The organism is Kitasatospora sp. NPDC058170 (assembly GCF_042883905.1).
Lineage (GTDB): Bacteria > Actinomycetota > Actinomycetes > Streptomycetales > Streptomycetaceae > Kitasatospora.
The window spans coordinates 1-12,381 of record NZ_JBHVUV010000053.1 but is presented as its reverse complement, the minus strand read 5'-3'; the positions used below and the strand labels follow the sequence as shown (position 1 = coordinate 12,381).

General features: G+C 72.3%; 10 protein-coding genes. 1 reads left to right on the top strand and 9 read right to left on the bottom strand.

What is annotated here, in order from left to right; genetic code table 11:
* Positions 1 to 79: 79 nt before the first annotated feature.
* The 7 genes from ACFVVX_RS36050 to pyrR all read right to left on the bottom strand — a co-directional run bounded on the left by ACFVVX_RS36050 (position 80) and on the right by pyrR (position 9,295).
* A complete protein-coding gene (locus ACFVVX_RS36050) occupies positions 80 to 1,180 on the bottom strand; it encodes a quinone-dependent dihydroorotate dehydrogenase (protein WP_387952136.1) in 1,101 nt (366 codons plus the stop codon).
* Positions 1,181 to 1,297: 117 nt separating this feature from the next.
* Positions 1,298 to 4,609, bottom strand: a complete 3,312-nt coding sequence (carB, locus tag ACFVVX_RS36045; RefSeq protein ID WP_387952134.1) for a carbamoyl-phosphate synthase large subunit — start codon at positions 4,607 to 4,609, stop codon at positions 1,298 to 1,300.
* A complete protein-coding gene (carA, locus tag ACFVVX_RS36040; protein ID WP_387952132.1) occupies positions 4,602 to 5,774 on the bottom strand; it encodes a glutamine-hydrolyzing carbamoyl-phosphate synthase small subunit in 1,173 nt (390 codons plus the stop codon). Before carA ends, carB begins: the two co-directional genes overlap by 8 nt.
* A complete protein-coding gene (locus ACFVVX_RS36035; protein WP_387952130.1) occupies positions 5,771 to 6,361 on the bottom strand; it encodes a hypothetical protein in 591 nt (196 codons plus the stop codon). Before ACFVVX_RS36035 ends, carA begins: the two co-directional genes overlap by 4 nt.
* A complete protein-coding gene (locus ACFVVX_RS36030) occupies positions 6,358 to 7,662 on the bottom strand; it encodes a dihydroorotase (RefSeq protein ID WP_387952163.1) in 1,305 nt (434 codons plus the stop codon). The genes ACFVVX_RS36035 and ACFVVX_RS36030 overlap by 4 nt, the downstream gene beginning before the upstream one ends.
* Positions 7,663 to 7,688: 26 nt before the next feature.
* Positions 7,689 to 8,666, bottom strand: a complete 978-nt coding sequence (locus tag ACFVVX_RS36025) for an aspartate carbamoyltransferase catalytic subunit (protein WP_387952129.1) — start codon at positions 8,664 to 8,666, stop codon at positions 7,689 to 7,691.
* A gap of 5 nt (positions 8,667 to 8,671) precedes the next feature.
* Positions 8,672 to 9,295, bottom strand: a complete 624-nt coding sequence (pyrR, locus tag ACFVVX_RS36020; RefSeq protein WP_387952128.1) for a bifunctional pyr operon transcriptional regulator/uracil phosphoribosyltransferase PyrR — start codon at positions 9,293 to 9,295, stop codon at positions 8,672 to 8,674.
* Positions 9,296 to 9,624: 329 nt separating this feature from the next.
* Between pyrR and ACFVVX_RS36015 the strand changes: the two genes are divergently transcribed.
* Positions 9,625 to 10,128: a transcriptional regulator gene (locus ACFVVX_RS36015; RefSeq protein ID WP_031072501.1), complete on the top strand. Its 504-nt coding sequence runs from the start codon at positions 9,625 to 9,627 to the stop codon at positions 10,126 to 10,128.
* A gap of 140 nt (positions 10,129 to 10,268) precedes the next feature.
* Here the strand turns inward: ACFVVX_RS36015 and ACFVVX_RS36010 are convergent, their stop codons facing one another.
* Both ACFVVX_RS36010 and ACFVVX_RS36005 read right to left on the bottom strand, forming a co-directional pair.
* Complete coding sequence (locus tag ACFVVX_RS36010; RefSeq protein ID WP_387952126.1) at positions 10,269 to 11,246, bottom strand: hypothetical protein; 978 nt, start codon at positions 11,244 to 11,246, stop codon at positions 10,269 to 10,271.
* Between the two features lie 206 nt (positions 11,247 to 11,452).
* Complete coding sequence (locus ACFVVX_RS36005; protein ID WP_387952124.1) at positions 11,453 to 12,280, bottom strand: thioesterase family protein; 828 nt, start codon at positions 12,278 to 12,280, stop codon at positions 11,453 to 11,455.
* Positions 12,281 to 12,381: the final 101 nt, after the last annotated feature.

Below are 12,381 nucleotides of genomic sequence, written 5' to 3'. Positions count from 1 at the left end.
GCGGCGGAGCGGCCGCGAGCGGCGGAGCAGTCGTGGGCGGTGGAGCGGTCGTGAGCGACGACACGCTCGCACAGGGGGTTCAGGAGGCCTTGGCGCTGCCCACGGCGGCCGCCAGGTCGCGGAAGCCGCCGGCCCGGACCTTGGCGGAGAGGCCCTTGTGGATGCGGCGGCACCAGAACGGGCCCTCGTAGACGAAGGCGCTGTAGCCCTGGACCAGGTCGGCCCCGTGGATGATCCGCTGCCAGGCGTCCTCGGCGGTCTCGACGCCGCCGACCGAGACCAGCGTCAGCCGGCCCCCGGTGCGGGCGCGCAGGCGCTGCAGCACCTCCAGCGCGCGGGCCTTGAGCGGGGCGCCGGAGAGGCCGCCCATGCCGATCTCCTCGATCCGGGCGGCGCTCTCGCGCAGGCCCTCGCGGCCGATCGTGGTGTTGGTGGCGATGATGCCGTCCAGGCCCAGCTCCAGGGCGAGGTCGGCGACGGCGTCGACGTCCTCGTCGGCCAGGTCGGGGGCGATCTTGACCAGCAGCGGCACGTGGTGCGCGGTGGAGCGGTCGGCGGCCTCGCGGACGGCGGCCAGCAGCGGGCCGAGGTGCGAGACGGCCTGGAGGTTGCGCAGCCCGGGGGTGTTGGGCGAGCTGACGTTGACGACCAGGTAGTCGGCGTACTTGGCGAGGCGCTCGGTGGACTTCACGTAGTCCGCGATCGCGTCGGCCTCCTCGACCACCTTGGTCTTGCCGATGTTGATGCCCACCACGGGGGTGGAGCTGGTGTGCGGGCGGGCCGCGAGCCGGGCGGCGACCCGGGCCGAGCCCTGGTTGTTGAAGCCCATCCGGTTGATCAGCGCGCGGTCCTCGACCAGGCGGAACAGCCGCGGTTCGGGGTTGCCGGGCTGGGCCTCGCCGGTGATGGTGCCGATCTCGACGTAGTCGAAGCCGAGCATCGACAGGCCGTCGATGCCGACGCCGTTCTTGTCGAAGCCGGCGGCCAGGCCGAACGGGCCGGGCAGGTCCAGGCCGAGGGCGGTGGTGCGCAGCGCGCGGTCGCGCGGGGCGAGGACCAGGCGGGCCAGGGAGCGCAGGCCGGGCACCGAGGAGGCCAGCCGGATCCAGAAGAAGGCGAGGTGGTGGGCCTTCTCGGGGTCCATCTTCTTGAAGACGAGATCGAACAGGAGTTTGTACACGGCGAGTCCCAACGAAGGAGCGGGCGAAGTCCGTCGGAAGAAGGATGGGGGCGGCGACGGGCGGGGGCATGGAAGTGGGGGGCACCCGGCGGTTCGGTGCCCCCCACTCGGGTGGTGCTACTTGGCGCGGCCGGCGTTGATCAGCTCGGCGTGCTCCTGGAGCGACATGACCCCGACCTCGTCGCGCAGCAGCGCGTCGATGCCCTGGACGGCGGCGCCCATGGCCTGGACGGTGGTCAGGCAGGGCACGGCGCGGGCGACGGCGGCGGTGCGGATCTCGTAGCCGTCGAGGCGGCCGCCGGTGCCGTACGGCGTGTTGATGATGAGGTCGACCTCACCGTCGTGGATCAGCTGGACGATGGTCTTCTCGCCGTTGGGACCCTCGCCCTCGCTGTGCTTGCGCACCACGGTGGCGGGGATGCCGCCGCGCTGGAGCACCTCGGCGGTGCCGGAGGTGGCGAGCACCTCGAAGCCGAGGCTGACCAGGGCGCGGGCCGGGAAGACCAGGTTGCGCTTGTCGCGGTTGGCGACGGAGACGAAGACCTTGCCCTTGGTCGGCAGCGCGCCGTAGGCACCGGCCTGCGACTTGGCGTACGCCGTGCCGAAGACCTTGTCGATGCCCATGACCTCGCCGGTGGAGCGCATCTCCGGGCCGAGCACGGTGTCCACGCCGCGGCCGTAGATGTCGCGGAAGCGGCTCCACGGCATCACGGCCTCCTTGACGGAGATCGGGCAGTCGGCGGGCAGGGTGCCGCCGTCGCCCTCGGCCGGGAGCAGGCCCTCGGCGCGCAGCTCGGCGATGGTGGCACCGAGCGAGACCCGGGCGGCGGCCTTGGCCAGCGGCACGGCCGTCGCCTTGGAGGTGAACGGCACGGTGCGGGAGGCGCGCGGGTTGGCCTCCAGCACGTAGAGGATGTCGCCGGAGAGCGCGAACTGGATGTTGATCAGGCCGCGGACGCCGACGCCGCGGGCGATCGCCTCGGTCGAGGCGCGCAGCCGCTTGATGTCGTAGCCGCCGAGGGTGATCGGGGGCAGGGCGCAGGCGGAGTCGCCGGAGTGGATGCCGGCCTCCTCGATGTGCTCCATGACGCCGCCGAGGTAGAGCTCGGTGCCGTCGTAGATCGCGTCGACGTCGATCTCCACCGCGTCGTCGAGGAAGCGGTCGATCAGCACCGGGTGCTCGGAGATCAGGCCGGCGTGCCGCTCCAGGTAGGAGGCGAGCGAGGCCTCGTCGTAGACGATCTCCATGCCGCGGCCGCCGAGCACGTAGGACGGGCGGGCCAGCACGGGGTAGCCGATCTCGTCGGCGATCGCCTTGGCCTCCTCGAAGGAGAAGGCGGTGCCGTGCTTGGGGGCCGGCAGGCCGGCGTCGCGCAGCACGCGGCCGAAGGCGCCGCGCTCCTCGGCGAGGTCGATCGCCTCGGGCTGGGTGCCGACGATCGGCACGCCGTTGTCCTTGAGCGCCTGGGCCAGGCCGAGCGGGGTCTGGCCACCGAGCTGGACGATGACGCCCGCCAGCGGTCCGGCCTGGCGCTCGGCGTGGACGATCTCCAGGACGTCCTCCAGGGTGAGCGGCTCGAAGTAGAGCCGGTCGGAGGTGTCGTAGTCGGTGGAGACGGTCTCCGGGTTGCAGTTGACCATCACGGTCTCGTACCCGGCGTCGGCCAGCGCGAAGGAGGCGTGGACGCAGGAGTAGTCGAACTCGATGCCCTGGCCGATGCGGTTCGGACCGGAGCCGAGGATGATCACGGCGGGCTTGGTGCGCGGGGCGACCTCGCTCTCCTCGTCGTAGGACGAGTAGAAGTACGGGGTCTTGGCGGCGAACTCGGCGGCGCAGGTGTCGACGGTCTTGAACACCGGGCGGATGCCGAGGGCGTGCCGGACCTCGCGGACCACGTCGGCGCGCAGGCCGCGGATCTCGCCGACCTGCTGGTCGGAGAAGCCGTGCCGCTTGGCGTGGCGCAGCAGCTCGGGGGTGAGCTCGGCGGCCTCGGCCAGCTCGCCGGCGATCTCGTCCAGCAGGAAGAGCTGGTCGACGAACCACGGGTCGATCCGGGTGTACTCGAACACCTCCTCCGGGGTGGCGCCGGCCCGGATGGCCTCCATGACGGTGTTGATCCGGCCGTCGGTGGGGACGACGGCCTTCTCCAGCAGCGCGGCCTTGTCGCCGACCGGGCCGACCCAGGTGAACTGGGAGCCCTTCTTCTCCAGCGAGCGCAGCGCCTTGTTCAGCGCCTCGGGGAAGTTGCGGCCCATGGCCATGGCCTCGCCGACCGACTTCATGGTGGTGGTCAGCGTGGCGTCGGCGCTCGGGAACTTCTCGAACGCGAACCGCGGGACCTTCACCACGACGTAGTCGAGGGTCGGCTCGAACGAGGCCGGCGTCTTCTCGGTGATGTCGTTGGGGATCTCGTCCAGGGTGTAGCCCACCGCGAGCTTGGCCGCGATCTTGGCGATCGGGAAGCCGGTGGCCTTGGAGGCGAGCGCCGAGGAGCGCGAGACGCGCGGGTTCATCTCGATCACGATGACCCGGCCGTCCACGGGGTCGACCGCGAACTGGATGTTGCAGCCGCCGGTGTCGACGCCGACCTCGCGGATGACGGCGATGCCGATGTCGCGCAGGATCTGGTACTCGCGGTCGGTGAGCGTCATCGCCGGGGCGACGGTGATCGAGTCACCGGTGTGCACGCCCATCGGGTCGAAGTTCTCGATGGAGCAGACGACCACGACGTTGTCGTTCTTGTCGCGCATCAGCTCCAGCTCGTACTCCTTCCAGCCGAGGATGGACTCCTCCAGGAGCACCTCGGTGGTCGGCGAGAGGGTCAGGCCCTGGCCGGCGATGCGGCGCAGGTCCTCCTCGTTGTGGGCGAACCCGGAGCCGGCGCCGCCCATGGTGAAGGAGGGCCGGACGACGACCGGGTAGCCGCCCAGGGTGTCGACCCCGGCCAGCACCTCGTCCATGGTGTGGCAGATGACCGAGCGGGCGGACTCGCCGTGCCCGATCTTGGCGTTGACGGCCTCGACGACGCCCTTGAAGAGCTCGCGGTCCTCGCCCTTGTGGATCGAGTCGACCTTGGCGCCGATCAGCTCGACGTTGTACTTGGCGAGCACGCCGTTGGCGTCCAGCGAGATCGCGGTGTTGAGCGCGGTCTGGCCGCCGAGGGTGGGCAGCAGCGCGTCCGGGCGCTCCTTGGCGATGATCTTCTCGACGAACTCCGGGGTGATCGGCTCGACGTAGGTGGCGTCGGCGATCTCCGGGTCGGTCATGATCGTGGCCGGGTTGGAGTTGACCAGGATGACCCGCAGGCCCTCGGCCTTGAGCACCCGGCAGGCCTGCGTGCCGGAGTAGTCGAACTCGGCGGCCTGGCCGATCACGATCGGGCCAGAGCCGATGACCAGGACGGACTTGATGTCGGTGCGCTTAGGCACGCTGGCCCTCCATGAGCTTCACGAAACGGTCGAAGAGGTAGGCCGCGTCGTGCGGGCCGGCTGCCGCTTCGGGGTGGTACTGCACGCTGAAGGCGGGCACGTCGAGCGCCTGGAGGCCCTCGACCACGTCGTCGTTGAGGCAGACGTGGGAGACCTCGACGCGGCCGTAGGGCGTGTCGCTGACCTTGTCGAGCGGTGCGTTCACGGCGAAGCCGTGGTTGTGCGCGGTGACCTCGACCTTGCCGGTGGTGCGGTCCTGCACCGGCTGGTTGATGCCGCGGTGGCCGTACTTGAGCTTGTAGGTGCCGAAGCCCAGCGCGCGGCCGAGGATCTGGTTGCCGAAGCAGATCCCGAAGAACGGGGTCCTGCGCTCCAGCACGCCCTGCGCCACGGCGACCTGGTGGTCGGCGGTGGCCGGGTCGCCCGGGCCGTTGGAGAAGAAGACGCCGTCGGGGGCGACCGCGTACACCTCCTCGATCGTCGAGTTGGCGGGCAGCACGTGCACCTCGATGCCGCGCTCGGCCATCCGCTGCGGGGTCATCGCCTTGATGCCGAGGTCCAGCGCCGCGACGGTGAACCTCTTCTCACCGACGGCGGGCACCACGTAGGGCGCGGTGGTGGCGACCTCGGCGCACAGGTCGGCGCCCTTCATCTCGGGCGCCTGCTGCACCTTGGCGAGCAGTGCGGCCTGGTCGGCCAGCGCCTCGCCGGAGAAGATGCCGCAGCGCATGGCGCCGCGCTCGCGCAGGTGCCGGGTGAGGGCCCGGGTGTCGATGCCGCTGATGCCGACGACGCCCTGGGCGACCAGCTCCTCGTCCAGCGAGCGGCGCGAGCGCCAGTTGGAGGCGACCCGGGCGGGGTCGCGCACGACGTACCCGGCGACCCAGATCTGCTTGGACTCGTCGTCCTCGTCGTTCCAGCCGGTGTTGCCGATCTGCGGGGCGGTCATCACGACCACCTGGCGGTGGTACGACGGGTCGGTGAGGGTCTCCTGGTAGCCGGACATGCCGGTGTTGAAGACCGCCTCGCCGAAGGTCTCGCCGATCGCGCCGTAGGCCTGGCCGTGGAAGGCCCGACCGTCCTCCAGGACGAGCACGGCGGCGGGCCGGCTCAAGGGCGTGCGCTCCCGCCGTTGGCGCTGCGTGGTGGGGGCAGGTGCGGTCATCGAGCGGCCTCTTCCGTCTTCGTCGTCGTACGTGTTGCGAGTTGAGCGATCGCCTCGACCCAGGCGGCGTGCTCGTCGGGGTGGTCGAACCGGAACCCGGAGTCCAGCTCGGTGCTCGTGTCGGTCCCCCCGGCCGGAGGCTGGGGGAGCGTCCAGGTGACGACGAGCAGCCCGGCCGGGACGACCTTGCCGGCGATCCCGGAGTCCGTCCGGGCACCGGTCAGGTGTCCGGCGGGGATCCAGAAGTCGACGTCACCGGGGCGCCGGACCAGCAGGCCGTCCTCGCCGAGGGTCAGGTCGGCGCGGCTGCGGGTGCCCAGGCCGTGCGCGACGACCCGGTCCAGCCAGTTCCCGGCGGTGGTGCTGCCGTGGTACCGGCCGCTGGTCTCCAGGATGGTCCGGCCGGCGCCGGCCGGCACGGCGGGCAGCGCCGGCATGCCGGACTGCAGGGTGCGCCGCCAGTTCCAGCCCTGCCGCATCAGCCAGTAGACCAGGCCGATCACCAGCATCAGGCCGACCGCCCAGCCGATGTACCCGGGCCAGTTGGCGACCCTGGCCTGCTCCTGGGCGAGGAGGACGGGACTCATGCGAGCCCGCCCTGCTCGGCCAGCTCGCCGGCCAGCACGGTGGCGGTGCCGCGCAGGAAGGTGGCGTGCACCCGTCCGGGCAGGTCGAGGCCCCGGTAGGGGGTGTTGCGGCTGCGGGTGGCGAAGCTGTCGGGGTTCACGGCACCACGGTACGCGGGATCGAACAGCACCAGGTTGGCAGGCTCACCGACCGAGATGGGCCGTCCGTGGCCGGCCAGCCGGCCGATCCGGGCCGGGCGGTGCGACATCCGGTCGGCGACGCCCTCCCAGTTCAGCAGGCCGGTGTCGACCATGGTCTGCTGGACGACCGACAGCGCGGTCTCCAGGCCGACCATGCCCATCGCGGCGACGGCCCACTCGCAGTCCTTGTCCTCGGCCGGGTGCGGCGCGTGGTCGGTCGCGACGGCGTCGATGGTGCCGTCGGCGAGCGCCTTGCGCAGCGCCTGGACGTCCTCGGCGGTGCGCAGCGGCGGGTTGACCTTGTACACCGGGTCGTAGGAGCGGACCAGCTCGTCGGTGAGCAGCAGGTGGTGCGGGGTGACCTCGGCGGTGACGTCCCAGCCCTTGGCCTTGGCCCAGCGGACGATCTCCACCGAGCCCGCCGTGGAGACGTGGCAGATGTGCAGGCGCGAGCCGACGTGCGCGGCGAGCAGCACGTCGCGGGCGATGATCGCCTCCTCGGCGACGGCCGGCCAGCCGCCGAGCCCGAGCTCGCCGGAGACCTGGCCCTCGTTCATCTGGGCGCCCTCGGTGAGCCGCGGCTCCTGGGCGTGCTGGGCGACGACGCCGTCGAAGGCCTTCACGTACTCCAGCGCGCGGCGCATGATGACCGCGTCGTCGACGCACTTGCCGTCGTCGGAGAAGACCCGCACGCCGGCGGCGGACTCGTGCATGGCGCCCAGCTCGGCGAGCTTCTTGCCCTCCAGGCCGACGGTGACGGCGCCGACCGGCTGCACGTCGCAGTAGCCGGACTCCTGGCCGAGCCGCCAGACCTGCTCGACCACGCCGGCGGTGTCGGCCACGGGGAAGGTGTTGGCCATCGCGTGGACGGCCGTGAAGCCGCCCTTGGCGGCGGCCTGGGTGCCGGTGAACACCGTCTCGGCGTCCTCGCGGCCGGGCTCGCGCAGGTGGGTGTGCAGGTCGACCAGGCCGGGCAGGACGATCAGGCCGGTGGCGTCGATGTCGATGTCCGCCTCGACGTCGAGGCCGGTGCCGATCGCCGTGATGACGCCGTCGGCGAGGTGGAGGTCCTGCGGGTCGCCGCCGAGGATCTGGGCGTTGCGGATCAGGTAGGTGACCATGGTGTCGGTTCGCTCGCTTCGCTCGTTCACTGGGCGGTCTCGCTGGAGTCGGTGCGGGGGGCGTCGGCGAGGGTGGCTCCGCCGAGCAGCAGGTACAGGACGGCCATCCGGACGGAGACGCCGTTGGCGACCTGCTCGACCACCGTGCAGCGCGGTGAGTCGGCGACCTCGGCGGTGATCTCCATCCCGCGGACCATCGGGCCGGGGTGCATCACGATGGCGTGCTCGGGCAGCTGCGCCATCCGCGGGCCGTCCAGGCCGTAGCGGCGGCTGTACTCGCGCTCGGTCGGGAAGAACGCGGCGTTCATCCGCTCGCGCTGCACCCGCAGCATCATCAGCGCGTCCGTCTTGGGGAGCACGCGCTCCAGGTCGTAGCTGACCTCGCAGGGCCAGTTCTCGATGCCGATCGGGACGAGCGTCGGCGGGGCGACGAAGGTGACCTGGGCGCCGAGCGTGGTGAGCAGGTGCACGTTGGAGCGGGCGACCCGGCTGTGCAGGACGTCGCCGACGATCGTCACCCGGCGGCCCGCGAGGTCGTGGCCGGCCCCCGGGTTGAGGTGGCGGCGCATGGTGAAGGCGTCGAGCAGCGCCTGGGTGGGGTGCTCGTGGGTGCCGTCACCGGCGTTGATGACGCTGCCGTGCAGCCAGTCGGACTGGGCGAGGCGGGCCGGCGCGCCGGAGGCGTGGTGCCGGATGACGACCGCGTCGGCGCCCATGGCCTGCAGGGTGAGCGCGGTGTCCTTGAGGCTTTCGCCCTTGGAGACGGAGGAGCCCTTGGCGGAGAAGTTGATGACGTCGGCGGAGAGCCGCTTCTCGGCGACCTCGAAGGAGGTCTTGGTGCGGGTGGAGTCCTCGAAGAAGAGGTTGACGACGGTGCGGCCACGGAGCGTGGGCAGCTTCTTGACGGCCCGTCCGGAGAGCTGGGCGAGCTCCTCGGCGGTGTCCAGGATCAGCAGCGCGTCGTCGCGGGTGAGATCGGCGGCGGAGACGAGGTGGCGCTTCACGCGGGTTACTCCGGGAGGTGCGGTTCGGACGACTGGGAGGCCAGGGCCTGCGAGGAGCGGGCGGTGTAGTCGCGGTCGCCGACCAGGACGGCGTCCACGCCGTCGGTGTCGGCGAGGCGGACCTGCACGGCCTCGCGCAGCGAGGTGGGGAGGTTCTTGCCCACGTAGTCGGCGCGGATCGGCAGCTCGCGGTGGCCGCGGTCGACCAGGACGGCGAGCTGGACGGCGCGCGGGCGGCCGATGTCGTTGAGCGCGTCGAGCGCGGCGCGGATGGTGCGACCGGAGAACAGCACGTCGTCGACGAGGATGACGAGCTTGCCGTCGATGCCGCCGGACGGGATCTCGGTGTGCTCCAGGGCGCGCGCCGGCTTCAGCCGCAGGTCGTCCCGGTACATGGTGATGTCCAGGGTGCCGAGCGGGATCTCGGTGCCGGTGATCTGGGCCAGCCTGGCGTGCAGGCGGCGGGCCAGGTGGACGCCCCTGGTGTGGATGCCGAGCAGCACGACGTCCTCCGCGCCCTTGGCGCGCTCGACGATCTCGTGCGCTATCCGGGTGATCACCCGGGTGATGTCCGTACCGTCCAGCACCTGGTGCGGCGGCCGCGGCGTCGATTCGTGGTGTGTGGTCATGCCGAAGCGGACCTCCTTCCCCGCCTCACTGGACGGGCCTTAAAGGATGTCTGGGATCGCCCCCGCCGACGCGGCGCGGGCTCCGGCCATGCTACCAGCGCGGCCGACGGCAAATGGACCTCCACCATTCCGCTTCACCGGGTTAACGCCTGCGACGCGCCCCCGATGCGGGCCATTCGCACGACTGCCCCATTCGGCTTGACGCAACTACCTCACTCTACGTAACCTCACAGTGAGTTACGAGACTGGCGTCGAACCCACCGGTAACGACGTCGGCAATCGCCCGTGACCCACCACTGAACGCGAAGCAATCTCGTCCGGGGAGATCAATGTCCAGCGACTACGCGAAGCAACTCGGAGGCAAGCTCCGAGCGATCCGCACTCAGCAGGGGCTCTCCCTGCATGGTGTCGAGGAGAAGTCCCAGGGGCGCTGGAAGGCAGTCGTCGTCGGCTCGTACGAGCGCGGCGACCGTGCGGTCACCGTGCAGCGGCTGGCCGAGCTGGCGGAGTTCTACGGCGTCCCGGTGCAGGAGCTGCTGCCCGGCGGCACGCCCGGCGGTGCTGCCGAGCCGCCGCCGCGCCTGGTGCTGGACCTGGAGAGACTGACCCAGGTCCCCTCCGAGAAGGCCGGCCCGCTGCAGCGCTACGCGGCGACCATCCAGAGCCAGCGCGGCGACTACAACGGCAAGGTGCTCTCGATCCGCCAGGACGACCTCCGCACGCTGGCCGTGATCTACGACCAGTCGCCGTCGATCCTGACCGAGCAGCTGATCTCCTGGGGCGTGCTGAACCCCGACGCGCGCCGTGCGGTGCGCGAGGAGGAGGCGAGCTGACGGCTCGCCCCACCGGCGCCACCAGCGGGAACGCTTCAACGGATATCCGAAGGCGGTCCTTGCAGGGCATGCAGAAACGTCACGGCGCGGTCCCCGGCTTTCCGCCGGGGCCGCGCCGTCGCGCTTCTCCACCGCGGGGCTCAGCAGACCGTGCCGAGGCTGAAGCCCGGCTCCGCCGGCACCCCGTCCAGCCGCACCGCGGCCGCGGTCGGCGCCCAGTCCTGACCGCCGCTCGCCCAGGCCCACGCGGTCGGCCGGTACTCCCCGCAGGCCGCCGCGGAGCCCTGCGAGCCGTGCAGCACCGCCACCCCGGGCAGCTCCCGGGCCAGACCGGCGCAGAGCACCGCGCAGAGCAGCTCCAGGTCCTCGTCGTTGATCCGGACGACGCCGTCCTCCCACTGCAGCACCCGCGCGGTGGCGGACAGCCGCCCGCCCGGCGCGTCCACCGCCAGGCGCAGCTCGTAGACCCCGCAGCCGGCCCCGACCAGCATCCGGCGGAAGATCTCGGCGCCACGCTGGTAGGCCTCCCGGACCGACCGCGCCTGCACCGGGCCGCTGCCCGCGTCCGCGCCCTCCGCGCCGCCCGACCCCGTGCCGTCCGCCGCGGCGCCCGCGCCCGGGCCCTCCGCGTAGAGGCCGCCGTCGAGCAGCAGGTCGGCGTGGCGCAGCGTCAGCCCGTTCTCCCGGGCCCGGGTCAGCCGCGGGAGGAAGTCCCCGGTCAGCTCCTCGCCCTGGTAGGCGAGCAGCTGGGTCTGCAGCGGGGGGTTGACCAGGTAGCGGTCGCGGGCGGCCGGCTCGGCCGGATCGACCCCGTGCAGCAGGCAGAACTCCGCGAAGTCCTGCGGGTGGAACATCCGGGCCCGGACCGTGCGGAAGCGCCGCCGCGCCTCGGTGAGCAGCTCGGCGGTGTCCTGCAGGTACCGGTCGTAGTCGGGGGCGTCGGACAGCTGCCAGGCCCGGGCGTGCTCGAAGTCGGCCTCGCTGGTCAGGATGCCGATGACGAAGGCCTGCTCACCGCGGTCGGCCCGGCGCCGCTCGTGCAGCGACCGCGCCCGGGGGCGGGGGCCTGCGGCGGCGGTGCAGTCGGTGGTGCGGCGGGCGCGGCCGTTGCGGCTCATCGAGGGCTCCTGGGGGCGGATGGCGGTCGGCGGCAGGGGTGCCGCTGACCGTTGTCCTCCCCAGCCCCGCGTGGCGCACACGTACGGCGTGTCACAGGAATGTAACCGACGGTGAGCCGCGCGTGTCGGTCGCGCGGGCCCGGTCCCACCAGGCCCCGGGTCGGGCCCCACGCCGTCCCCGGGTCGGGCCCCGCACGCCCCCCGGGTCAGGCCTGGCGCGGCACCCGGGCCAGCTGGCGGGACTGCGCGACCAGGCGCCCGGACTCGTCCCAGACCTCGGCGTCCTCCTCGAAGTAGCCGCCGGCCAGGTTGCGGGTGGCGTGCGTCACGCGCAGCCAGCCGGGCACCGGCCTGGCCCGCAGGTGGACGGTCAGCTCGATGGTGGGCGCCCAGCCGGGCATCCCGAGGTCGAAGGTCACGGGCGGCAGCGCGTCGGCGACCAGCAGGAGCAGCAGCGGGTCGGGGTCGCGGCCGTCGGCGAGCTTGAACCAGCCCTGGATCCGCCCGTTTCCGGACGGCTGCCCGAGCGCCCAGCCGACGGTGGCCGGGTCGAGTCTGAGGTCGAAGCGCTCCAGCAGGGCGGCCTGCTCGATCAGCTGGCGGGGGGCGTGCTCCATGCCGATGCACTGGTCCGGCGGCGGCAGCTGCGGCGGGGTCGCGCTGGTGCGCACCTCGCCGTCGGCGGTGGCGAGGTCGCCGTGGCTGGCGACCACCCGCAGCCGCTCCACGCCGTCCTGACTGAGCGAGGCGGTGCCGGTGGACAGCCCGCGGCCGGTGCGCAGCACCTCGGTGCGGACGGTGGCCGGGCCGGGGCGGGAGGCCGAGAGGTAGTAGCCGCTGATCGAGACCGGGTCGGGGTGGTCGCCGTGCTCCAGGGAGAGCGCGTGGCCGGCCATCGCGAGCAGCAGTCCGCCGTTCACCCCGCCGCCGATCTGCCAGCCGGTGCCCAGGTCGCCGTCGTAGCGGCCGGGCTCGTCCGGGTGCGGGGTGAGTGCGATGCCCTGGTCGAACTCGCTGCGGGTCGCCGTGGTCATGGGGGTGGCCTGCCCTTCACTGCGGGGGTTACCGGTGAGTAGGGGCCCAACATACGCCACCCGCCTGAACGAACGGCGGCCGCCGGACCGTTTCCGGTCCG